This is a genomic window from Pseudoalteromonas sp. OFAV1, assembly GCF_021532595.1.
GTDB lineage: Bacteria > Pseudomonadota > Gammaproteobacteria > Enterobacterales > Alteromonadaceae > Pseudoalteromonas > Pseudoalteromonas lipolytica_C.
Map to the genome: position 1 here is coordinate 1 of NZ_JAKGBG010000024.1, position 24590 is coordinate 24590.

Sequence of the window (24590 nt, forward strand, 5' to 3'; positions counted from 1 at the left end):
AATTTAAATAATTAGAGCTAATCGATATGCAAATAGTAATTCTTGATGATGCAGCCCAAGTTGCAGCGTATGGTGCTAACATCTTTGCTAAACAACTATTAAAAAAACCTGCATCAGTACTAGGCCTTGCAACTGGTTCAACGCCGGTTGCTTTATATCAAGAGCTGATTGCTAAAAATAAAGCTGGCGAGATTTCGTTTAGCCAAGCGACAACATTTAATTTAGATGAGTATTTAGGTTTAACTGGCGAACATCCACAAAGTTACCGCTACTTTATGAATGAACAGCTATTTAACCATGTAGATATCGACAAACAGAACACCCATGTACCGCCGGGTGATGCAGTAAATCCGCTTGTTGCTTGCACTGAATATGAACAAAAAATCACAGCAGCTGGTGGTATTGATATACAGCTACTTGGTATTGGCCGTAATGGTCATATCGGCTTTAACGAACCTTCTTCAGGTTTGACATCACGCACCCGAGTTAAAACACTGACAAAAGCGACGATTGAAGACAATGCGCGATTTTTTGCAGAAGGTGAATATCAACCGCATTTATCAATCACTATGGGTATTGGTACTATTTTAGAAGCCAAAAAAGTAGTGCTTTTAGCAACCGGTGCAAGTAAAGCTGATGCCGTTCACGCCATGGTAGAAGGCCCGTTAATGGCCAAATGCCCAGCTTCGGCTCTACAACTTCATAAAGATGCGGTGATCATCATAGATAAAGCTGCCGCAAGTAAACTAGAAGATTTAGAGTTTTATCAGCATATTGAAGCTGAGAACCAAAAACTACAAGCGCACCTCGCGACCTTGTAAAATTGTGAGAGAGAATAAAAAAGCCCTGGTTGGGCTTTTTTTATGCCTGTAATAAATTGGGTTTATCATCAGCTTATGGTAGTTTTAGCTAGTAAACTATTTTCAAGGAACGCCATGCTGAATTACTCTCAAATGCCATTGGATCGTGCATCAAATCGCCGTAAAGATCCTAAGTGGTTAAAGGCTCAAATGAATTCTCAGAGTCGCTGGTTATTGGTCAATAACAATCAAAGTTTATTTGTTAAAGACAGTCCTGAAGTGTGTTATTTACGCTTATCTCAAGTCGATCACCTCGATTTATCAAAAGGCATTTTATTGGGGTTAGACGACGATAATGTGGCTCACTTTGCTTTAGATGTCAGCCATGAACCAGACTCACTCATTGAGCCTATGCTCAATGGCGCTGAGTTTGTTGATATTCGCAAGTTAGGCCCACAAGTTGAGCTTAAACAAGGGTCTATTGCGGCACTGGCAAGGGGCTTATGTTTTTGGCACGCAACACACCGTTTTTGTGGGCGTTGTGGTCATGAAAATAATATGGTTGAAGCAGGGCATTCGCGTTTATGTGAAAACCAAACTTGCCAGCATCAAACTTTTCCGCGTACCGATCCTGCCGTGATTATGATCGTGACTAAAACCTTTTCAGACGGAGTTGAGCGCTGCTTGCTAGGCCGTCAAGCAAGCTGGCCAGAAGGCGTTTTTTCAACACTTGCGGGCTTTGTTGACCCAGGTGAAACACTAGAGCAAGCCGTGGCTCGCGAAGTTATGGAAGAAGCTGGTGTTGCGGTGACAGATATTCAATATATCGCTTCACAGCCTTGGCCTTTTCCATCATCAATTATGTTTGGCTTTATGGCCACAGCGGTTTCAGAAGATATTCAGGTAGATAAAGACGAGTTGGATGACGCAAGATGGTTTAGCCGCGCTGAACTTAATGAATTCGGCCAATGGCATGAACAGGGTAGTCATCTTAAACTAACCCGACAAGATTCTATTTCTCGATTTTTGGTTGAGCACTGGCGCAACCTGTAAAGTACAGCTTGGATAAATTATGACAAAGACAAATAAAAATACCCAAATCGTCTCTGCAGGGCGTAAAAAAGCGTACACACAAGGGGTTGTTAACCCTGTGGTACAACGTGCATCAACTGTGGTATTCGATTCAGTGGCTGATTTAAAAGCTGCGGCGAAGAAGCGTGGCGACAAAACGTTATTTTATGGCCGTCGTGGTACGACAACACATTTTGCTTTGCAAGAAGCAATTGCAGAACTAGAAGGCGGTGAAGGCTGTGCGCTTTACCCATCAGGTGCGGCCGCAATAAGCAATGCGCTGTTATCGTTTGTGAAAACGGGCGATCATATTTTAATGGTGGATACTGCCTACGAACCGACTCGGGATTTTTGTGACAAAATACTGGCTGGATTAGGGATTGAAACAACCTATTATCCGCCGGGAATTGGCGCAGGTATTAGTGAGCTTATTAAAGAGAACACGCGCGTATTGTTTTTAGAATCACCGGGCTCAATCACCATGGAAGTGCAAGATGTGCCTGCGATGGTTGCTAAAGCAAATGAGCGCGGTGTTATGACTATGTTAGATAACACCTGGGGTAATGGCCTGCATTTTAGACCGCTTGAGCATGGTGTTGATATTAGTATTCAAGCTGCTACAAAATACATTGTTGGTCATTCAGATGTGATGATGGGTGTGGCGGTCGCCAATAAAAAGTATTGGCCAACCCTTCGAGAAAATTCATACCTACTTGGTCAATGTACTTCTGCGGATGATGCCTATTTAGCGCTACGTGGTCTACGTACTATGGCTGTGCGTTTAAAACAGCATGAACAAGCAGCCATTGAAGTGGCTAAATGGCTTGAAACACACCCATTGGTTGATCATATTCGCCATCCGGCCTTTGCAACGTGCCCGGGTCATGAGTTCTTTAAACGAGACTTTGATGGCAGTAATGGCTTATTTTCATTTGTAATGAAGCAAGGTAATCAACAAGCGATTGATGCGTTTTTAGATAGCCTGCACCATTTTAAAATGGGCTTTTCTTGGGGCGGTTATGAGAGCTTAGTCACGGCAAACCTGAGCATGAAAGGGCTTCGCTCAGAAACGGGTTGGTCGCAAGGTCCAGTGATAAGACTTCACATTGGCCTTGAAGATGTAGCAGATTTACTAGCCGACCTTGATCAAGCACTGGCTGTGTACGAAAGCCACCTTTAGGTAAAAGGTTTATACTTTGTTACATAAGACCCGCTTGTCGGGTCTTTTTTTTCTGGTAATTCAAGCTGTTTCAACTTAGTGTAATTCTAATAATAAAATTCATTAAGGATTATGAGTGACGCAGTTACATCCTAAACGTCTTGCACAAATTGCCCAATTTGAGCTGGTACGACTATTTTTGACCAAACGTGGTTTGCTGGCGGTTGCCGCTTTTGCCATTTGTTGGCTACTTATTTTACGCTATCCCATTGCCCAATCTGTGACCTTGATTAGCTCACCTGATTTTGCTGACTTTGCAAGGCAAGCCTTTGGCGCCATTGGCATCAGTAAATTACTTGATTGGCCTGAATCTGAACTAGCTGTTTATTGGCTGATTGCTTTATTTAGTTTCCCAAGCTTTTGTTTGTTTTTATGCAGCGACCAAACTGTGGGCGACAGACAACGGGGTACGTTACGCTTTTTATCACTTAGAGCCACTCGCTCAGAAATTATCATAGGTCGCTTTTTAGGGCAGCTGCTCATTTTAGCGGCACTGTTATTTGTTACCTTGATGGCAACCGTTGCAATGCTTGGCTATCGTGAGCCCAGTTTGCTGCTTTCTGGCTTAACGCGAAGCTTTATGTTGTTATTTTATTTGCTTGTTGCGGTTATGCCATTTATTGCTTTGATGAGCTTTTTGAATACCTTTGCGCGTTCATCGCGTCTTGCATTTGTGTTGGCCATTTTGTTCTTTGCTGGCGGTAATATTGTGATTGGCTTACTAACATGGCAATGGCCTGCATTTGAGGTTTTAAATTACATATTTCCGGGCTATCAACTTGATTTAATGGCTGGTCAACGTGCCGGCATCACACTTGCTCTTGGTTTACCACTTCTACAAACGGCAGTGTTATTAACTGCTGGTGAACGAATTTTTGCGAGGAGCTCATTATGACCGTTTTAATTCAAGCACAAGGCTTGTCAAAAAACTATGGGACTAAACGAGCGCTCGATAACGTCAGCTTTGAAATAAATAAAGGGGCACCAGTGGCGCTGGTTGGTCCAAATGGTGCGGGTAAAACAACCTTATTCAGCTTGTTATGTGGCTATATTTTACCAAGTTCAGGAAAGCTATCGGTAATGGGGCATAACCCAGGTAGTGCTGCGTTATTTGGTAAATTAACTGCTTTACCACAAGATGCCCAGCTTGATCCTCGTTTTAGTATTGCGCATCAACTTAACTTTTATGGTCAATTACAGGGGCTCAGTGGCGCGGTTCGTAAAAAAGAAACGGCTCGGGTTTTAGAGCTAGTTGGTTTGTCAGAAGTGGCTAAGCAGCGACCGGATGACCTTTCTCATGGTATGCGTAAGCGAGTGACTATTGCACAAGCTTTAATTGGTTCACCTGAAATAGTGATGCTTGATGAAGCAACAGCGGGTCTTGACCCAATCCATGCCCGTGAGGTTCGAGAGCTGGTAAGCTCTTTAAGTAACGAGGCAACATTTATTTTAAGCTCCCATGACTTAACAGAGCTTGAGCGTTTATGCTCACAAGTTTTACACCTAGATAAAGGGGTATTAAGTGAGCATCAAGCCCGTTCTAGCACCCAAGATAACAAACACTTTATTACGCTACAGTTGAATCAACAATATGATGATGTAGAAGCAAAGCTTGCAGGCCTTGCCCATGTACATCATGTTTATATGAGCCAAGCAAAAGAATATGTGATCGAGTTTGAGAAAACAGCTGAGCCTTTTGATATCAATCTTCTACACTTTTGTTATCAACAAGGTTGGCAGTATCGTCAACTGGTGAATGGTCACACACTCGAAAACCAAATTTTTCATAAGGAGAGCTAGTTATGGGTCTATTAAGTGGATTAATGGGTAACGCAAGTGAAGTCGATAATGATGATTTAGAAGAGCTGCTTGCCAATACTCTGATTGATGGTGAAACAGTTCAAAAAGCCTATAAAGTCATTCGTGATATGTTTATCTTTACCAATAAGAGATTAATTATTATTGATAAACAAGGTGTTACTGGTTCTAAAGTTGAAATGTTGAGCATTGCTTACTCAAAAATTACTAAGTTTAGTAAAGAAAGTGCCGGGCATTTTGACTTAGATGCTGAACTGAAAATTTGGGTTGGTTCAGATCCAACGCCAATCAGTAAAGACTTTAAAGCAGGAGATAACATTAATGAGGTTTACAGAATTATTAGTGAATTCTCTTTATAAGGTACTGAAATTATAGACTTTAAATTATAAGTTGGCTTTGAATAGAATTATTCGGCCAACTTTTTCTTTACATTTACCGACACTTTATTACAATTAATCAAGTAAAAACAAACGCTTAGTTAAGTTTCCGTTCAGTTTTCTCACGTTAGCATGTGCCCAACTTAGCCATCAGGCTAGTTTTCAACAGCAATGAAACAATGTTAATAGGGAAATCTGTTTATGAAAAAGTTAGCAGTTATTATTTCGAGTATGCTTCTGTCAACTGCCGCGACTGCTGCGGATAGTTACCAATCAATCAGCCATTTAGGATACATGGACACCGATGGCAACGACACAGTAAGTGTTGATTCAACATATTACTTCGCGCCAAAGAAAACGATGGGTCCATACGACCAGTTTGAATACATCAACAAAACAACCAATGTATTTGGTTCTTACTCTGATGACGACTTTGGTGATGTAACTAACATCGGCGGTGAGTACTTCGTACAAGATTTTGTAATCGGTGCGGGTTACAGCAACTACGATTACGGTTCAGACACTGATTTATTCAATGTGTCTGCAGGTTACTTCTTTAATCCTAACCTTCTTCTTAAAGCGACATTTATCGACGTAGAAGACGGTGACAACACGGTAATGTTTGACCTTAAATATAATCACCAGCTTAACAGCACTGATTACTTAGGTTTCACATTCACAGCTGACGATGAGTTTGATTACCGTGCTGTAAATGCAAAATACTTCATGGATCTTCAACAAGGTAACTACTTAACAATTGAAGGTACTATTGCTGATACAGATGATAGCGGTAGCTCTTGGGAACTAGGTTCTAACTACTACTTCTCTAAAGCAACATCAGTATTTGTAACGTTTAACAAAGAAGATGACTACAGCTTTGGTGCACAGCACTTCTTTAACAAAAACGTTGGCTTAAAAGCAGGTTATGCAAACAACTGGGATGACTCAGATTACGATGCATACTTCGCAAACGTAAGCTTACAGTTTTAATCATTAATTTGATGACATAAAAAAGCCCGCATTATGCGGGCTTTTTCGTTTTTGTTATTACCAACCGCACTGGCGGCCTTTATTTTGCTCATCAAGGTATTTTTGTAACGGTGCAAAGTAATCTAAGATTGCTGTTGCATCCATTTCTTCTTTACCAGTGATAGTGGCAAGGGCTTCTTGCCATGGGCGGCTTGAGCCCATTTCTAACATTGCATTTAGTTTTTCACCCGCCTCAGCAGAGTTGTAAACTGAACAGCGGTGAATCGCTTCTTTATTACCGGCAATTTCACATAAACTTCTGTGGAAGTCGAATTGTAAAATGTGCGCTAAGAAATAACGTGTATAAGGCGTGTTACCCGGTACGTGATACTTAGCACCTGGATCGAAGTCTGCTTCGCTACGTGCGATAGGCGCTTGTACACCTTGATATTTTTCGCGTAACTCCCACCACGCTTTGTTGTAGTTCTCTGGCGTTACTTCACCTGAGAAAACTTTCCAGCGCCATTGGTCTACTAATAAACCAAACGGGATAAACGCTACTTTGTCTAATGCCATTTTCATTAATAGGCCGATATCTTTAGATTCATCAGGCACTTCGTCTAATAAACCAATTTCTTTCAAATAACCTGGTGTCACAGAAAGAGCAATGGTGTCACCAATCGCTTCGTGGAAACCATCGTTCGCACTTTCTTGATAATAAATAGGTTGCGTGTTGTACGCGCGTTGGTAGAAATTATGACCTAACTCATGATGAATAACAGAGAACTCTTCACCTGTACGTTGAATACACATTTTAATACGTAGGTCGTCTTTACTATCTATGTTCCATGCTGATGCATGACACTGTACGTCACGATCTTGTGGTTTAGTGAATAATGAGCGCTCATAGAAGGTATCTGGCAATGGTGCAAAGCCCATTGATGTAAAGAACTTCTCGGCACCACGTACCATTTTAAGTTCGTCGTAATCGTGTTCAGCTAATAGTTCTGTAACGTCATAACCAGGATCTGCATTCTCTGGTGCTACAACATCGTAAATGTTACCCCAAGTTTGTGCCCACATATTACCTAGCAGGTGTGCTGGGATAGGTTGGTCTTGAGGTACTTTATCTTCGCCATATTTTTCACCTAACTTGGCACGAACATGACAATGTAATGAATCATAAAGCGGTTTAACTTGGCCCCAAATACGGTCAAGTTCTTTTGCAAAATCATCGGCTGGCATATCGTATTTACTACGCCACATAGCGCCTGTATCTGCATAACCTAGCTCTTTTGCACCTTCATTGGTCAGTGCAACTTGTTGCTCATAAAGCGGGCGCATAGGTTTTGAAACTTGACGCCAACCTTGCCATAAATCAAGCAATTCATTGTAATCACGACTCGTTGCCATTTTAGCTGTCATTTCGCCAAGGCTTAAACAGCTACCATCTTCTTTACAGTATTTACCTTTGCCATAAATGCCTCCTAACTCAGCCACTAATTGTGAGAGCTTCGCTGTTTTTTCAGCATCTTGTGGTGCAGGTAAAGTGAGCGCTAGTTTAAGTTTATCTAGTTTACGACGTGCATCATAATCAAGCTCTAAACTATCGAATTTTGCAGCTTCATTTGCTAGGCGGACTACGGCTTCGGTCATTTTGCGATTTACTTCAGCAGATAATTCAGCAGTATCGTGAGTGATGAAGTTGGCATAAATCCATTCAGCGCGACTTGATTCTAAATATAGTGCGCTTAATTCTTTTTCAGTATCGGCGATAAATTTATCAGCATCTTGTGCTGTTACTTGGCTTGATTTGACTTCAGCAGTTGTTGTTTTAGTGCTCGTAGCGTCGTCATTACAGCCAGTAAGCGCTAATGCACTTGCGACCATTAATGCGCTGATGCTCAGCTTATATGGAGTCTTCATTTTTATTCCCTAGAAGTTTGTTGTTTTTTATTGCTTTAGCATAATAGCAGTGTCTTACTAAACCACAAACAGTGCGTACTAAAACAACTGAAGTTACCGCTGCTTACGTTGTATTTATGGCACGATCAGTCATACTTGAGAAAACTGACTTAAATAAAAGGATTGCACAATGACGACCGTAATTATTTTGCTATTGGTTGCTGTAATTGTGATTTTTGCAGTGAAAGACATTCGCATTAATCTTGTTACGCGGCCCACGTTTAGTATGTTTAAAAAAGTGTTGCCACCTTTATCTCAAACAGAACGCGAAGCGATGGAAGCGGGCGATGTGTGGTGGGATGGTGAGTTATTTAGCGGTAACCCCGATTGGCAAAAATTACACGGTTTTCCCAAGCCTGAATTAAGTGACAAAGAGCGCGCATTTATGAGTGAGCAAGTCGAAACCTTGCTAGCCATGCTTGATGATTATCAAATCGTGCAAAAAGATAAAGACCTACCAAAAGAAGTCTGGGATTACTTAAAAAATGAAGGCTTTTTTGCTCTAATTATTCCAGAAGAGTTTGGAGGGAAAGAGTTTTCAGCAATCGCTAACTCAACGATTGTAGCAAAAATTGCCACCAAAAGTTTAACTGCAGCAGTTACGGTAATGGTGCCAAATAGTTTAGGCCCCGGTGAGCTGCTTTTACATTACGGTACTAAAGAGCAACAAGAGCGTTGGTTACCAAGCTTAGCTAAAGGTGATGATGTGCCTTGTTTTGCTTTAACAGGCCCTGAGGCCGGATCGGATGCGGGCAGTATTCCTGATACTGGTGTGGTTTGTAAGGGCATGCATAACGGTGAAGAAGTTATTGGCTTAAAACTTAACTGGTCAAAACGCTATATCACCCTTGCACCCATTGCTACAGTACTTGGTCTTGCATTTAAAATGTACGACCCAGATGGCTTATTAGGTGATAAAAAAGAGCTCGGTATTACTTGTGCACTCATTCCTACAGACCATGAAGGCGTGCAAACTGGCGAGCGTCATTATCCGCTGAACATGGCATTTATGAATGGTACCACCTACGGTAAAGATGTATTTATACCACTTGATTGGATTATTGGTGGTGAAAAGGGGGCTGGTAGAGGTTGGCGTATGCTAGTTGAATGTTTAAGTGCAGGCCGTGGTATTTCGTTACCGGCACTTAGCACCGCAACAGGTCATTTAGCGTCAAGAATGACATCGGCTTATGCAACAGTGCGTCAGCAGTTTGGTGTTTCGATTGGTCAATTTGAAGGTGTGCAAGAGGCACTCGCACGTATTGGTGGCTTGACCTACATGCTAGAGTCAGCAAGGTTAATGACTGCTGGAGCGATTGATTTAAAACTGAGCCCTTCGGTTGTTACTGCTATAGCTAAATATCATATGACTGAAATGGGGCGTACGGTAATGAATGATGCCATGGATATTCATTCAGGCAAGGGAATTCAAGTAGGCCCTAATAACTATTTAGCCCATGGTTATATGGGGATCCCCGTGTCAATTACCGTTGAAGGTGCAAACATTTTAACTCGTAACTTGATGATATTTGGTCAAGGTGCGACTCGCTGTCATCCGTTTGTTTTAAAAGAAATGGAAGCAGCCGCAATGGAAGATCATGATGTTGCATTGAAAGAATTTGACTCGTTACTGCTTCAGCACATTCTATTTGCTGCAAGCAATGCAGGCATGGCATTTGTTCATGCTTTAACTCGCAGTTATTTTGCAAAAGCGCCAGTGTGTGGGGCAACCTCGGTGTATTACAAACAATTAAGCCGTATGAGTCGTGGCTTAGCGTTTTGTACAGATGTCGCTATGCTAGTGTTAGGGGGCGAGTTAAAACGTAAAGAGATGATCTCGGCGCGTCTAGGCGACGTGCTTAGCCATTTGTATCTTGCATCATGTGTTTTGAAGCGCTATGAAGACGAAGGGCGTCAACAAGCAGATTTACCTTTTGTAAAATATGCGGTTGAGCATTCGCTATTTTGTATTGGCCAAGCATTCGATGGTTTCTTTAAGAACTTCTCTAACCCTGTGGTCAATTTCTTATTAAAACGCATTGTGTTCCCTGTGGGAAATCATTATCACCGTCCTAGTGATGACATTGCTCAGACTATTTGTGAGCATATGAGTAAACCAGGCGTCTTCAGAGACAGACTCACACACCTTTGTTATGTTGATGAAAATGCAGGCACCGGGGTAATGGAAAATGCGTTTATCGCGATGATTGATACCCATGAAGACTTTAAACAATTACGCAAATGGCAAAAAGAAGGCACGATTGGTCGTCACTTAGAATTGGAAGATGCGATAGCTGCTGCTGCAGATAAAAACCTCATAAACGAAACCGTAGCTACACGAATGAATGAGGCGAACTCGCTTCGCAAGCAGGCAATAGCAGTAGATAACTTTGCGCCTGGGGAATTGTAGTATAGTAGATATCAATGAAAGCCTTGCTAGTGTAAGGCTTTCATCTTCATACTCTTAGTGAAGACCATTACGTATAATGTTTTCTGCTTCACTGACCGGCATAGGACGGGCCTTGAGAAAACCTTGGCCAAACTTACACTGAGTTTGTTTTAAAATAGCAAGTTGCTGATTCGTTTCAATACCCTCGGCTACAACATCTAATTGCAGAGATTGTGCTAAGGATAAAATCGCATCTACTAATGGGTTTTGTCCTTTACTTAAGTGATCAATGAAGCTTTTATCTATTTTTAAAATGTGGATTGGTAGTTGATGCAAATACCCAAGTGCAGAATAACCAGTGCCAAAGTCATCTAGACATAATTTAACTTCTAGTGGCGATAATCCCTCAATAATTTTAGTCGCAAGCTCTAAATTTCCAATCAAGCCAGATTCTGTGATTTCAATGCAAAGCGAGCCTAAAGGTAATTGATGCTTTGCGTATAATGCGTGTATTTGCGAAACAAAGTCTAAACTTGCAAAGTGTCGTGAGGAAACATTAACAGTGACTCTACCAAATGATAGGCCTTGTTTTGTCCAATTGGCTATTTGTTGCGCAGCTAAATCTAGAAGATGTAAATCTAGATTGATTATTTGACCAGTATCTTCTGCAACAGGAATAAAGTCGGCAGGAGAGACAAAACCTTTGGTTGGATGATGCCAGCGAACAAGTGCCTCAAAACCAACAACCTGTGTATCTTGAATTGTGAATATGGGCTGGTAATAAAGCTCAAACTCATTATGCTCAATGCCATGTTGTAAGTCATTTTCAATGTCGGCATGATTTTTTAACTTTTTGCGCATGGTATTGTTAAATAACTTAACTTGCCCACGTCCTGATGACTTGGCTTCATACATAGCTGCATCGGCATGTTGCAAAAGTTTATAAGCCTTGTCATTTGTGCTTTCACAGAATGCTACGCCAATACTGGTTGATGCTTGTAATAAATGGCCATCAATATTCAGTGGTTTTGCTAAAGCTGCCTTAATACGCTCAAGAGCATCTTGAACTTGTTGTTTATCTGTAATGTTTTCCATGAAAATGGCAAATTCATCTCCACCTAATCTAGCAAATGTATCTGTATTTCGGATCGTACCTTGTATGAGCTCGCAGATTTTTACTAAAAAATGATCTCCCACTTCATGGCCGAGTGAGTCATTGATGCTTTTAAAACGATCAAAGTCTAAATAGAGTAGAGCATGGTGTGTGCCTTTATTTGCGCGTGCTAAGCGCAAAATACCATGTTTAATTCGTTCTATGAGGAGCGATCTATTTGCTAGTCCGGTAAGTTCGTCATGTAATGCACGATGTTCTAGCTCCTGACGTGATAACTGCCTGTCGATTGCCATACTGATTTGGCGGCTGACATAAGTAAGTAAAGCACGGTCATGTTCATTATAGTGGTAGTGTTTACTGTAACTTTGAACTGCAATGACTCCACTTATTCGATCATTTACTTTAAATGGCACACCAAGCCAAGACTCTGCTTGTCGACCAACCATTTTAAAATGACCCGCATCAATATGTTGTTGAAACGCCTCTTTATTAAACAACAGTGATTTATCGATTTTTAAAAGGTAGTAAGAGGCTGTATCTTTTAAGAGTTCTTTAGAAATTTTAGTATGTGCATTAGAACGGACACCTTCTTCGATAATATAAACTAAATCTAAAACATCACTTTGTTTATCATATAGCCCAATGAAAAAGTTATCTGCTCTGAGTAACGAGGTGATAATGCTATGTAAAGACTCAAAAAAGCTATCGAGTTCACTTGACTGATAAGTAAGGTTGGCGATTTGCAACATGCAATTTTCCAACTTTTGAGCATCGTTCAATTGTTTTACTGTTTGCTGAAGGTTTTCTACAGTTCTGACTTGATTTAACTTTGCACTGAGTAAATGTGCGACTGTAGATAAAATTTCTAAATGGGCGTCATTAAAATAGTTTTTTTGCGGGTGCTCGCAATCAATAACACCTAATACCTTTTCTTTATATACTAAAGGAACACAGAGTTCAGAAAGTGCAGGGCGGGCATCGGCAATATAGCGTTCGTCTTTTGTTACATCACCAATCATTAACGGTTTACCGGTTGAAGCGACATACCCAGTAATACCTTGCTCAAAACTAATTTCGGTGCGCACAATATGGTATGTATCGTCTGCGAGAGTGGTTCCCATAGACGCAACTTCTCTTAATGTACGAGACTCATCATCGACTAAAAATATAACACATTCTATAAATCCAAGCCTGCTTACTACTTGCGAAGTCACATACTCTAATAATTCTTCAACAGTATCTAATTGCATTAGCGATGAAGAGAATTGATTAATAATATGGAGTTGGTCAGTTTTGACCTCAAGTGCAAACGCTGTATCTAAATTCTTAGACATAGAAAGAAAAGTAACCCAAATGTTTTATTAACTTATTACGTTAACCTACTATCAAACTATCTACAAAGTTATTTTCAAAAAAAACAGCAACTGGTGTAAACTAGGCATCTGAACACAAACTTCAAAAAATAACTTCGTTATTTGTATAAAGTTTGCGCTATCCCTCTAACTTTAGCCGTGGAAACCAGCAATGTCAGATATAAATAAGATTGAAACACTAACAATTACCCGCCCAGACGATTGGCATATTCATTTACGTGACGGTGATCAGCTAACCGATACTGTACGTGATGCAAGCCGCTATATGGGGCGCGCGATTATTATGCCAAACCTTGTTCCACCGGCCACATGCACTGACAGTGCTTTATCATATTATGAGCGAATCAAAGCCGCAGGCCCTCAGGGTGATTTTGAGCCTTTGATGGTGCTTTATTTAACGGACAAAACCTCACCAGAAGAAATCAAAAAAGCAAAAGCAACGGGTAAAATTGTTGCGGCAAAATTATACCCAGCCGGTGCAACGACCAACTCAGATTCGGGTGTAACATCAATCAAAAACATTTACCCAGTACTTGAGGCAATGCAAGAAGTAGGGATGTTGCTGCTAGTGCATGGTGAAGTGACAGATTCATCAATTGATATCTTTGACCGTGAAAAAGTTTTCCTCGATACAATTTTAGCCGATGTAGTAACTGACTTCCCTAAACTTAAAATAGTACTTGAGCATATTACGACTAAAGATGCCGTAGAGTTTGTTAATAACGCACCTGATAATGTAGCGGCGACAATCACAGCTCACCACTTACTTTATAACCGTAACCACATGCTAGCGGGCGGTATTCGTCCACATTATTATTGTTTACCAATTTTAAAACGTAATATTCATCAGCAAGCATTGATTGCTGCAGCGACAAGCGGTAGCAAAAAGTTTTTCTTAGGCACTGATTCTGCTCCTCATTATAAAGATAAAAAAGAAGCTGCGTGTGGCTGTGCAGGTGCTTACACAGCACATGCAGCGATTGAATTATATGCTGAAGCATTTGAAGAGGCGGGAGCATTAGATAAGCTGGAAGATTTTGCGAGCCATTTTGGCCCTGACTTCTACGGTTTAGAGCGTAATAAAGACACGATCACACTGGTAAGAGAAAGCTGGACTGTTCCTGCAAGTTACAAACTAGGAGACTCTGAGGTAGTGCCGATCAAAGCTGAAGCTAACATGGATTGGCAAGTTAAGTAAGCGAGCTTACTGTTAGCTAATATTATTCAGAAGCCCAACATTACGTTGGGCTTTTTTATTATTTTTTAATTGTTTAGAAATATGCCTGTCATATTTACAAGTTTAGCCGTTGACCTCAAAATAATTTTCGATTAATAGAGCTAAAAGCTATTTAATGTGTTAGTCTTAAATTGCTTTGAGTTTTTGCGTATAGAATTTACGGATAATGTGCGGCTTGTTCGGTTACCGGTTGGTTATTGGTTCTTCCTGTACTTTACCCCCTAGTTTTTGGGCATTCACTCAGGGAGGATAGAGCCATTATGGCTGAATTTTAATAATTGACTTACAGGAAAATTTGGTATGTCAAACACGGTTACTGGTAAAGTTAAGTTCTTCAACGAAGCAAAAGGCTTCGGTTTTATTGAACAAGAAAATGGTCCTGACGTATTTGTACACTTCAGTGCTATCACAGGTACAGGCTTCCGCACTTTAAGCGAAGGCCAACAAGTATCTTTCGGCATCAAACAAGGTCAAAAAGGCCCTGAAGCTGAGAACGTAGAAGTAGCATAATTCGTTATGCGAAACTAAGTATTTTGGTGAAACAGTTTCTGTTTCACCAAAATTCATTTATATCTCTTATCAACTTTCTCTACCTCATTCATACTACGCTTTCTCCTAAACCATTTTTTACTACTTCTATATAAATAATTCCTTTGTACCTCATACTTGGTAGTCTGTACCGAATTATTAATCCCCCAAAGGCATTGTCTCGGGTTTTTTTAGTCAGACATTAAGCTAAAAGTTCGATAACAATCCTCTAAAAGCTACTCTCCATAACTAAAGTATTATATGCTTCATAGACGGGATTTACTCAATGCAACATTGACTGTTGTATTGGCTAGTAGTTTTGATCAACAGGTTAAGTTACCTCTTTTTTATAATGTTTGAGATATTTTCAACAATCTCAAAATTACCCGCTAAACTTAAAGTATTCACAAGTGGAATAAATTCTGAGTAACTTATACTTGTTTGATGAAATATAATGAAGGTTCGCTAATCGATGAGCATAGGAAACAATATACTTTTGGTAGACGACCACCCAATGGTTGCAACAGCAATCAAGATGGTACTATCAAAGTCAACTCTGGTTAATGAAGTAAAAGCTGTTGCGAGTCAAAAGGAAGCATTACAGTTTTTAAAAAGTAATAATGTCGCGCTAGCTATTTTAGATATCGAATTAGAAGATTCAGATGGCTTTAGTTTATACAAACGCGCAGTTAGCAGTGGCTTCTCTGGTAAAGTGCTATTTTTATCAGCAAAGCAAGATAAACACATTATTCGAACAGCGGCTAAATTAGGCGCGCAAGGTTTTGTTAACAAGGCTGAAAGTCTTGAAGATATTTCATCTGCAGTAGAGATGATTTTAAGGGGTTATACCTTCTTTCCTCAAGAGCATTTAATAGCATCTGAAAAAGATATTGATGAATTACTGACAGAGCGAGAGCTTGCAGTGATGAATTACTTGCTACAGGGCCTCTCAAACAAAGATATCGGTGAAAAGCTGTTTATTAGTAACAAAACAGTAAGTACTTACAAGACAAAAATCTTTGAAAAGCTTGAGGTTGATTCAATTATCTCTTTAGCAAAGCTTGTTAAAGACCGCGCCATATTTTGAGACTCTCACCCTTAGCGGTGAGAGATAAATTCTCGCTCATCCTTGTGTTTAGTAAGGCAATTGTGCATTTACTAAACATTACCTACTGATGAGTGCATAAAAATTCTGCAAATTAGATTTTTTAGATCACTAAATAGAATTTTTTTTTAAATTTTCTTATGCCTTTTCTGGTTTTATTAAATGTTACATTTATGTTTAAGGTTGAACCCAGCATGAACGTGGTGTTTGCTAGTAAAGGGCTTTAGAACCTTCTCCTTGATGGGTCTGTTATATTTTTGTTAATTGATTGTTCGAGCTATTTTCCTATCAACGACGAGTTACCAAATTTTTCGGACGAAAGCCGAACATCAAGTTGACAGACTCTGATGCATTTAGCATTATTGGAGGGTTGATATCTATTAAAAGATATCAGGGTTGTCTTCTTCGGAAGGTAATTAAATTATAAAAGTAACATTACTTAATTGGTTGGGAACTATGTCTGTTAAAATCAGAAAGAGTCTTGTAGCATCAGCGTTGGTTGGCGCTTTTGCATTTGCAAGCAGCAATGTGATTGCAGATCCTTTGAAAGATGTGCAAGATGCAGGTCAACAAATTCAAAAGGCTGCTGTTAAGTCTCAAACTAAAATTGACAATGTATATGGTCAAACTCAGGAGCTAATCGCTGAGTACCGTAGCGTTGTTGACGAAACTGAGCTAATGAAGGTGTATAATGATCACGTAGCACGTTTGGTCGCTGACCAAAACGCGTCTATCGAATCGTTTGACCGTCAAATCGCAACAATCGATAACACGAAACAAAACGTTGTGCCTTTGATGTATCGCATGATCGATACGCTTGAGCAATTCATCAAAGCGGACGTTCCGTTCAATCTTGAAAACCGCCTAGCACGTGTTGAAAGACTACGTGACATCATGGCATCAGCTTCAGTTACTACATCTGAAAAATTCCGCCAAGTTCTTGAAGCTTACACTGTTGAAACTGCATACAGCTCAGCTGTTACAGCTTCACAAGGTACGCTTGAAGTTGATGGCAAAAACATCAACGTAGACTTCGGTCGTTTAGGTCGTATCACTTACGTAGCACAGTCTTTTGACCTTAAGCACGCGTGGGTGTGGGATAACAACACTAAACAGTGGAAAGAATTAGGTGAAGAATACCTAAAACCTGTTAAAGAAGTTATCCGTATGGCGCGTAAACAAGCGACATTAGAACTTGTTAAACTACCAATCTTTGGCGCGGAGTAATCAATAATGAAGAAACTATTTAAAGGTTTTGCTGTTGCAGCAGTACTATCTGTTTCTGCAGGTACCGCGCTTAATGCACACGCAAACACTGATGCTTTAGACAAAATTCTTGAGCAAGTTAAGCAAGAACGTATTTCTGAAGGTAAATTAAACAAGCAACGTGAACAAGAGTTCCTTTCAGCTCGCGCTGACAAGCAAGCGTTACTTAACAAAGCAAAAAGCGATCTAGCTGCTGAAAAAGCACGTGGTGACCGTTTATCTAAAGAATACGCACAAAACGAAAATACTTTAGCTGAGAAAGAGCAAGCTCTTTTAAATGCTCAAGGTACGTTAGGTGAGATGTTCGGTGTTGTACGTCGTGCAGCTGCTGATGCAATCGGTTCAATCGAAGCATCACTTGTTTCTGCTGAAAAACCAGGACGTGCTGAAGTACTTCGCTCACTAGCTGCTGCGAAAGAGCTTCCAACTGTACGTGAACTTGAAGAACTTTGGATTTCTCTTCAAACTGAAATGACTGAATCAGCTAAAGTTTCAACTTTCGAAACTGAAGTTGCAGGTCTTGACGGTTCATCTTCAATGAAGAAAGTAACGCGTATTGGTAACTTCAACTTAGTTACTGACGAAGGTTACTTAATCTACTCTCCAGAAACTAAAGCGATCCAACCTCTAGGTAAGCAACCTGATAGCTACATCCTAGCGGGTATCAGCGATTTAGAAAAAACTTCTGCAGATAACTACGCTGGCGTATACATCGACCCGACTCGCGGCGCGATCTTACGTATCAACACACAGAAGAAATCGTTAATGGAATACTACGAGCAAGGTGCTGAAGTAGGTTACATCATCACAGTATTACTTGTTGTTGGTCTACTTATCTTCATCGTTCGTTTCATTGATCTTGCGCTTACTAGCACTAAGATTAAGAGCCAGCTTAAAAACCTTTCTACTCCGAATACAAACAACCCACTGGGTCGTATTCTTAAGGTTTACGCTGACAACAAGAATCAAGACGTTGAAAACCTTGAGCTTAAACTTGACGAAGCAATTCTACGTGAAACGCCTCGCATCGAAGCTGGTATCAACATCATCAAGATCTTGGCAGCAATCGCTCCATTACTAGGTCTACTAGGTACGGTTATCGGTATGATCCTAACGTTCCAAACAATCACATTGTTCGGTACAGGTGATCCGAAGATCATGGCTGGTAACATCTCTCTAGCACTTGTTACTACTGCGCTAGGTCTAATTGCAGCTCTACCACTTATCCTACTTCACTCAATTGTTGCGGGTCGTAGTAAGTCGGTTTTACATGTCCTTGATGAGCAAAGCGCTGGTATTATCGCTGCTCACGCGGAGAAGGAGAAAGCCTAATGCTAGTCCTGATGGAGATCTGGGAATCTATCAGGGATTTTGTTGGCACAGGCGGCCAGGTTTTATACGTGGTCGCGATAGCACTCTTTCTTATGTGGGTTTTAATGATTGAGCGCTATTGGTTCCTACTAGCTGAGTTTCCTCGTATGACGAAGGATATCGTAGCTCAGTGGGATGCCCGCCAAGACACTACGTCTTGGTACGCACACAGAATCCGTGAAGCATGGATTTCTGAAGCGTCTGAAAAATTAGATCAGCGTATGTTGTTGATTAAGACATTAGTAGCTGTTTGTCCTTTAATCGGCTTACTAGGTACTGTAACGGGTATGATCGCGGTTTTCGAAACCATGGCTACTCAAGGTACTGGTAACGCACGTTTAATGGCATCAGGTATTTCAATGGCAACAATCCCAACAATGGCTGGAATGGTTGCGGCACTATCTGGAGTATTCTTTAGCTCACGCCTTGAGGCAAGAGCGAGAATGGCGAAAGCTAAACTTGTAGATAGCATGCCTCATCACTAGAGAGAGAATTAAATATGGCACGTAAACAACGTTTTCGTGAAGAAGAAGAAGCAGCGGTTGACATGACGCCAATGCTTGACATCGTATTTATCATGCTTATTTTCTTTATCGTAACTACATCGTTCGTTAAAGAGGCTGGTATCGAAGTCAATAAACCTAAAGCAGCTGCAGCTACGAAGCAAAAAAATGCAAACATTTTTGTTGCTATCCGTGCTGACGGTGCAATCTGGATTGATAAACAACAAGTAGACGTTGAGCGTGTATCAGCTAAACTTGAAAGTTTATTAGCAGAACAACCTACTGAAGTTGTAATTTTGCAAGCTGATAAAGAAGCAAAACACGGCGTAGTAGTTAAAGTTATGGACCAGATCAAAGCGACGGGTGATAACCTTAAAATTTCAATAGCTGGAGATCAGTAATGATTCGTTTTCTGTTTTCACTGATTGCAGGTGGGGCAGTTACTTTCGGCTTGTTCTACTTCATGGCGTACCTCATCTCCGGTGGAGCTGATCGTGCGACTGAACAAAAAGAACAGATTGTAGTCGAAATTATGACGAATCCGCCTGAATCTAAGGTGCAGGAGAGGAAGCGTGTTCCGCCTCCGCCTCCGCCACCGCCAAAGCAGCCGCCTAAACCGCAGCCGCCTCAGCCGGAAAACAGCAACCCAAATACTGGTGGTTTGTCATTTAATATGCCAAGCATCGATGTGGGAAGCACAGCTGGTGGCCTAAGTGGTCCTGGTGCATTTGGACGTGATGGTGATGCTACACCTATCGTTCGTATTGAACCAAAATACCCAACGCAAGCAGCGCGTGATGGTAAAGAAGGTTGGGTTCAACTTTCATTCACTATCAACGAAGTAGGTGGTGTAGAAGATATCGAAGTGATCGATGCAGATCCTAAACGTATCTTCGACCGCGAAGCTAAGCGAGCGTTATCTAAGTGGAAATACCGTCCTAAAGTTATTGATGGTAAGCCACAAAAACAATTTGGTCTTCAAGTACAACTAGACTTTAAACTTAATCAAGGCAACTAAGGAGGCGAGTAATGAGAAATTTATCTAAAGTAACTGCTCTTGCGCTTCTTATGTCACTTTCGGGTGTGGTATTTACTGCACCTGCTTTAGCGGCGCCAGACTACGCGAAAATTGAAGCGCGTAAAAAAGCAAAAACTAAAGTTATGGGTGAGCGCGTTGGTAAGAAAGTAATTAAAGCGTTTGACTTGTACAATGAAGAAAAGCTTGACGAAGCCATTGCATTGCTTAAAGAAATTGATGCATCGGATGACTTCGACAGAGCAACTGTTGACCGTTATTTAGGTCAAATGTACGCTCAAAAAGAGCAGTACCAGTTAGCTATCAAGCACATTCAAGCAGCTGTTAAACCTGATGTTTTAAACTTTGCTGACCAAGAGCAAGGCCTAAAACTATTAGGTGACATGTACGCAGGTACAGAGCAATATGCAAAAGCAAAAGAAGCTTATGCAGCTTGGATGGACTTCACAGGTGAGGAAGACGACAAAGTTTATACACGTATTGCACAAGCAAACTACGAGTTAAAACTTTATAAAGACGTACTTCCTGCTGCAAACAAAGCAATCGAATTGGCAAAAGAGCCTGCTAAAGCCTCTTACCAATTAAAGCTTGCTGCCTATTTTGAACTTAAACAGTACAAAAACATGGTAGAAGTAGCTGAAGAGATTGTTCGTGTTTGGCCTGAAGACAAAAAAGCCTGGGTTGGTTTAGGTAAATATTACCTACAAACCGAAGACTTCAAGAAAGGTCTTGCGACCATGGAAGTTGCCTATAAAAATGGCTATTTTGAAAATGAAGTTGAATACAAAGTACTTTCTAACTTCTATTCGTTAAACGATATTCCTTACAAAGCAGCAGTTGTGCTTGAAAAGGCAATTAACGAAAATAAAGTTAAGCGTAATAAGCAAAATATCAGTGCAGTGGCATCTAACTACCACCGCTCAAAAGATATTGAGAAAGCAGCTAAATACTATGAAGAAGCGGCTAAATTTGATGACGATGCAGAGCTTTACCGCAAAGCAGGTTCATTACTTTTACAATCGCAAAACTATAGTGCAGCCGTTGTTCGTTTGAACAAGGCGTTAGAGTTAGGTTCTGATAAAAAAGGAACTATCTACTCTGACTTAGCTGAAGCTTATTACTACCAAGAGAAGTACAAGCAAGCTTATAACGCTATCACTAAAGCAATGGACGATCCGCGTACGCGTAAATTCGCGAAGAGCTGGTCAACCTTCATCAAAGATAAAGCGAACCGTAATGGCGTGAAAATCTAATTGATGTTGTTTTAAATTAAAAAGCCCCTCTGGGGCTTTTTTTATGGAATTTTATAATGCTAAGACAGATCGTATTTTTACTTGTCGCAAGTGTGATGATAACAGCTTGCTCAGAGCAACCTCCTCGTTTCAATCACTTTGATGAAGGCCAGCAAGCACTCAGTAACATAAATAACTTACTATCTAATCAATCAAGCTCAGATTCGGTAACAAGTTGGCCTTTTTCGAACGAGTATTTACAAGCTCGTCACCTCAATTATCAAGGCTTGAAAAGTATCGCGCTAGATGAATCGCAACAGGCGCAATTAAATTACCTGATCATCGCTGAGCGTTATCCAGAACGTTATTTTGTTTGGCCAGAGCAGCGCGATGTTGTTAGTCGTGCTATTAATAAAAAAGATTATTCTGCTCAAAAATTAGCTACGTGGTTGGAATTAGTACAAACACAATTAATGCAAGCAGAGGAAAGTAGTTTAAAACTAAATAAAATTGAGCTTAAGTTGTTACATTCAATGGTGCAAAACCACCTAAATAATAATGATGATGAAGTGGTATACTCAGCACTTTCAAAGCTTGAACAATATTTATCTCAATACACACCACGTAGCAAGTTAGGTTTAGTGGGGCTTGCAAATGGTAAAGATTGGTACCAGAGCAAGTTGAATTACTTTGGAGCGAAAACGCAACCTCCTCTGACGTGGCTGAGCAATATTCAGTCTCAATTAAAGCAAATAGCGATACACAATGTGGCGTTTCATTTACCGACCTCACACAGTACTCCTCTAGTGATGCAGTTTTTTAGTCAAGATGAGAATATGGCGGGTCTTGACTGGCAGCTAGAATATCGAGACCCTTTACAAAGTAAGCGCGAGTTATCAGCGGGCGAGCAGTATTTTTGGTTAGTGATGATGGAAACAGATCTTGGTATTCATTATCACACTTGGAGTGAACAGCAAGCGCGAGTAAATCTAATAAAGCGTTTGGGGGTGACGAAACAAGAAGCTGATTGGCTTATCGAAGATATTATACTTCATCCTGCAACGAGCTTTATATTTTCTTCATAATACCTTGCTGCGCTCTAAGGAGCGCAGCTTCTACAGCGTTGGCTAGCAGGGTCTGCTAATAAGCGTTCATCATCAATTTTTTCTTCGCAATCACAACAATAGCCATATTGCCCAATGTCTATTTGGCATAACGCTGCCTCTAGCTTTTCGAGTCTAGAAATTAAAATTTGATATTCAGGACCCAGCTTATTTGAGGTTAATTCTAGCCAATCTGCAGGAGGGGTTTCGCTTAACTGCGAAAGCAATTGTTGGTGATAGCCTTGATCAGAATTAGTTAGCATATCGAGTAAACGTTGTCTAACCTGCGCAAGTTCTGCAGATAACTTTGTTTGAATTTCAGTATTGTTCATCGCGTTTATTCCAAGTGGGCAATACTGACATTATCAAACAAAACAAGTTAGCTAGTTATGATTTGCATCAATACTCGGCGCTTTGGCATACTTTCTAAGTACATCTGCAACTTCATTTTTGGCTTTTAAACGCCTAATCTCATCAAAAAGTGCGTTGGCCTGTGGGTACTGGTGTTTTAGGTATCCAAGCCACTGCTTGGTTCGAGAAGCAAAATATTTCTCACACTTGCTTTCATCTTGATGCATAGAAGAGTGAATAATATGGTAAATCACATGCTCCCAAAGCATCGGAGTGTACTGCTCATTTTCGACATGTGCTTTTATTTGCTTAGCTAAATCAGGCATTGCTAGAGCACCACGACCAAGCATTAAGTCTTGGCAATGACTGCGTTTTTGACACAGCAATGCATCTTCAACTTGCCAAATTTCACCATTAGCAACCACAGCAATGTTTTTATTTTTTATTAACGGAGGGATCTTTTCCCAATATGCCGGTGGATTATATCCATCTCTTTTAGTTCTTGCATGAATAGCAAGACTTGATGCACCCGCACTGACAACAGCATCAACAATTTCTTGGCTGTTGCTATCGTCATCAAACCCTAGTCTGATTTTTGCACTGACCTCATGACGTGGATCAACCGCATCACGTACGGCTTTGATTATTTCGTACATGTGCTCAGGATCTTTCAAAAGTACAGCACCACCTTTACTTTTATTAACAGTTTTTGCTGGGCAGCCAAAATTTAAGTCGATACCATGAGATCCTAAGCGTATTGCCTTGACTGCATTTTCAGCCAATGCATTAGGAACTTGGCCTAGTAATTGAATCCGCACTGGTATTCCAGCACGGGTATAACCACCGGCTTTTAATTCAGGGCAATAACGATGAAATACACGCTCGGGTAGTGTGTCTTCAACGACACGAACAAACTCTGTAACGCATAAATCAAATCCACCTAAATCAGTGAGTAGCTGTCTCATTTTGAAATCGACAACTCCCTCCATTGGTGCTAAAACTAGTCGCATGATACCTGTATACTTAATAAAAATTGGACGCGTATTCTACCTGCTATTCTATATTTGATAAATCGTAATTTGCTTTATCATCGGTTTCAGAAAATAATTTAGTAATTTTGAAAGTAATTTTCAGTTCGCAGGTCTTGTTTAATAACCCTTTATAAAAAAGAGAGTCGATAATGAACACAGTTAAGAAAAATTCAATTGCATTAACATTAGGTGCGGTTGTAGTTGGTGCGTCAAGTTTTGCAGCCACTGATGCTAACGCTAACCCATTTGAATTTCAGCAAATGCAAGCTGGTTATCAGCTAGATGCCGCTGAAGGTAAATGTGGCGAAGGTAAGTGTGGTGGCGATAAAAAAGCTGAAAAAGAAGGTAAGTGCGGCGAAGGTAAATGCGGCGGCGACAAAAAAGCAGCTAAAGAAGGAAAGTGCGGCGAAGGTAAATGCGGCGCAGATAAAAAAGCAGCTAAAGAAGGTAAGTTCGGCGAAGGTAAATGCGGTGCAGATAAAAAAGCAGCTAAAGAAGGTAAGTGCGGCGAAGGTAAATGCGGTGCAGATAAAAAAGCAGCTAAAGAAGGTAAGTGCGGCGAAGGTAAATGCGGTGCAGACAAAAAAGCAGCTAAAGAAGGTAAGTGCGGCGAAGGTAAATGTGGCGCAGACAAAAAAGCAGCTAAAGAAGGTAAGTGTGGCGAAGGTAAATGTGGCTCTAACCACTAAGCGCTCATTTAGCTTTTGAAAGGGCCGTAATGGCCCTTTTTAG

General features: G+C 40.6%; 23 protein-coding genes. 19 read left to right on the forward strand and 4 right to left on the reverse strand.

Annotated elements, in window-relative coordinates; all coding sequences use genetic code 11:
* The first annotated feature begins 26 nt into the window (after window positions 1–26).
* From nagB to L1267_RS13825, 7 genes are all read left to right on the forward strand, one after another.
* Window positions 27–821, forward strand: a complete 795-nt coding sequence (nagB, locus tag L1267_RS13795; protein ID WP_235383182.1) for a glucosamine-6-phosphate deaminase — start codon at window positions 27–29, stop codon at window positions 819–821.
* A 114-nt stretch (window positions 822–935) separates the two neighbouring features.
* Window positions 936–1853 carry an NAD(+) diphosphatase gene (gene nudC, locus L1267_RS13800; RefSeq protein WP_135924201.1) on the forward strand — a complete coding sequence of 306 codons (918 nt, stop codon included), beginning with the start codon at window positions 936–938 and terminating at the stop codon, window positions 1851–1853.
* 19 nt (window positions 1854–1872) lie between these two features.
* On the forward strand, window positions 1873–3051 hold the full coding sequence (locus L1267_RS13805) for a cystathionine beta-lyase (RefSeq protein WP_135924202.1): 1179 nt from the start codon (window positions 1873–1875) through the stop codon (window positions 3049–3051).
* Window positions 3052–3166: 115 nt separating this feature from the next.
* Complete coding sequence (locus L1267_RS13810; protein WP_235383183.1) at window positions 3167–3985, forward strand: ABC transporter permease; 819 nt, start codon at window positions 3167–3169, stop codon at window positions 3983–3985.
* Window positions 3982–4890: an ABC transporter ATP-binding protein gene (locus tag L1267_RS13815; protein ID WP_235383184.1), complete on the forward strand. Its 909-nt coding sequence runs from the start codon at window positions 3982–3984 to the stop codon at window positions 4888–4890. Before L1267_RS13810 ends, L1267_RS13815 begins: the two co-directional genes overlap by 4 nt.
* 2 nt (window positions 4891–4892) lie before the next feature.
* Entirely contained in the window at window positions 4893–5267 is a 375-nt protein-coding gene (locus L1267_RS13820) for a PH domain-containing protein (RefSeq protein ID WP_135924205.1), read from the forward strand.
* Window positions 5268–5486: 219 nt separating this feature from the next.
* Entirely contained in the window at window positions 5487–6275 is a 789-nt protein-coding gene (locus L1267_RS13825; RefSeq protein WP_135924206.1) for a putative porin, read from the forward strand.
* A gap of 57 nt (window positions 6276–6332) precedes the next feature.
* On the opposite strand, the gene L1267_RS13830 is transcribed toward L1267_RS13825, so the two are convergent.
* A complete protein-coding gene (locus L1267_RS13830; protein WP_135924207.1) occupies window positions 6333–8180 on the reverse strand; it encodes a M2 family metallopeptidase in 1848 nt (615 codons plus the stop codon).
* A gap of 169 nt (window positions 8181–8349) precedes the next feature.
* Between L1267_RS13830 and L1267_RS13835 the strand changes: the two genes are divergently transcribed.
* The gene (locus L1267_RS13835) at window positions 8350–10629 is read left to right on the forward strand and encodes an acyl-CoA dehydrogenase (RefSeq protein WP_138557980.1); all 2280 of its coding nucleotides are present in this window, start codon (window positions 8350–8352) and stop codon (window positions 10627–10629) included.
* Window positions 10630–10683: 54 nt separating this feature from the next.
* Here L1267_RS13835 and L1267_RS13840 read toward each other — a convergent pair whose 3' ends face one another.
* On the reverse strand, window positions 10684–13056 hold the full coding sequence (locus L1267_RS13840) for a bifunctional diguanylate cyclase/phosphodiesterase (protein ID WP_135924209.1): 2373 nt from the start codon (window positions 13054–13056) through the stop codon (window positions 10684–10686).
* 190 nt (window positions 13057–13246) lie between these two features.
* Here L1267_RS13840 and pyrC point away from each other — a divergent pair, with 190 nt between their 5' ends.
* From pyrC to L1267_RS13890, 10 genes are all read left to right on the forward strand, one after another.
* Complete coding sequence (gene pyrC, locus L1267_RS13845; protein WP_235383185.1) at window positions 13247–14293, forward strand: dihydroorotase; 1047 nt, start codon at window positions 13247–13249, stop codon at window positions 14291–14293.
* Between the two features lie 339 nt (window positions 14294–14632).
* Entirely contained in the window at window positions 14633–14842 is a 210-nt protein-coding gene (locus L1267_RS13850) for a cold-shock protein (RefSeq protein WP_036967526.1), read from the forward strand.
* Window positions 14843–15332: 490 nt separating this feature from the next.
* Entirely contained in the window at window positions 15333–15947 is a 615-nt protein-coding gene (locus L1267_RS13855; RefSeq protein ID WP_135924211.1) for a response regulator transcription factor, read from the forward strand.
* Window positions 15948–16421: 474 nt separating this feature from the next.
* Window positions 16422–17192 (forward strand): DUF3450 domain-containing protein, encoded by a 771-nt coding sequence (locus tag L1267_RS13860; protein ID WP_135924212.1) that lies wholly within the window; start codon window positions 16422–16424, stop codon window positions 17190–17192.
* Window positions 17193–17198: 6 nt separating this feature from the next.
* Entirely contained in the window at window positions 17199–18563 is a 1365-nt protein-coding gene (locus tag L1267_RS13865) for a MotA/TolQ/ExbB proton channel family protein (RefSeq protein ID WP_135924213.1), read from the forward strand.
* On the forward strand, window positions 18563–19087 hold the full coding sequence (locus L1267_RS13870; RefSeq protein ID WP_135924214.1) for a MotA/TolQ/ExbB proton channel family protein: 525 nt from the start codon (window positions 18563–18565) through the stop codon (window positions 19085–19087). The genes L1267_RS13865 and L1267_RS13870 overlap by 1 nt, the downstream gene beginning before the upstream one ends.
* A 14-nt stretch (window positions 19088–19101) precedes the next feature.
* Window positions 19102–19506, forward strand: coding sequence for an ExbD/TolR family protein (locus L1267_RS13875; protein ID WP_054551557.1), 405 nt, complete (start codon window positions 19102–19104; stop codon window positions 19504–19506).
* Window positions 19506–20123 carry an energy transducer TonB gene (locus tag L1267_RS13880; RefSeq protein WP_135924215.1) on the forward strand — a complete coding sequence of 206 codons (618 nt, stop codon included), beginning with the start codon at window positions 19506–19508 and terminating at the stop codon, window positions 20121–20123. The genes L1267_RS13875 and L1267_RS13880 overlap by 1 nt, the downstream gene beginning before the upstream one ends.
* 11 nt (window positions 20124–20134) lie before the next feature.
* Window positions 20135–21394, forward strand: a complete 1260-nt coding sequence (locus L1267_RS13885) for a tetratricopeptide repeat protein (protein ID WP_138557978.1) — start codon at window positions 20135–20137, stop codon at window positions 21392–21394.
* Window positions 21395–21450: 56 nt separating this feature from the next.
* Window positions 21451–22458, forward strand: a complete 1008-nt coding sequence (locus L1267_RS13890; RefSeq protein WP_235383186.1) for a hypothetical protein — start codon at window positions 21451–21453, stop codon at window positions 22456–22458.
* A gap of 14 nt (window positions 22459–22472) precedes the next feature.
* Here L1267_RS13890 and L1267_RS13895 read toward each other — a convergent pair whose 3' ends face one another.
* Together L1267_RS13895 and L1267_RS13900 are read right to left on the reverse strand one after the other, a co-directional pair.
* Complete coding sequence (locus tag L1267_RS13895) at window positions 22473–22808, reverse strand: TraR/DksA family transcriptional regulator (RefSeq protein ID WP_135924218.1); 336 nt, start codon at window positions 22806–22808, stop codon at window positions 22473–22475.
* A 51-nt stretch (window positions 22809–22859) separates the two neighbouring features.
* The gene (locus L1267_RS13900; protein WP_235383187.1) at window positions 22860–23837 is read right to left on the reverse strand and encodes a tRNA-dihydrouridine synthase; all 978 of its coding nucleotides are present in this window, start codon (window positions 23835–23837) and stop codon (window positions 22860–22862) included.
* Window positions 23838–24007: 170 nt separating this feature from the next.
* Between L1267_RS13900 and L1267_RS13905 the strand changes: the two genes are divergently transcribed.
* The gene (locus L1267_RS13905) at window positions 24008–24547 is read left to right on the forward strand and encodes an HvfA family oxazolone/thioamide-modified RiPP metallophore (protein ID WP_235383188.1); all 540 of its coding nucleotides are present in this window, start codon (window positions 24008–24010) and stop codon (window positions 24545–24547) included.
* Window positions 24548–24590 lie beyond the last annotated feature (43 nt).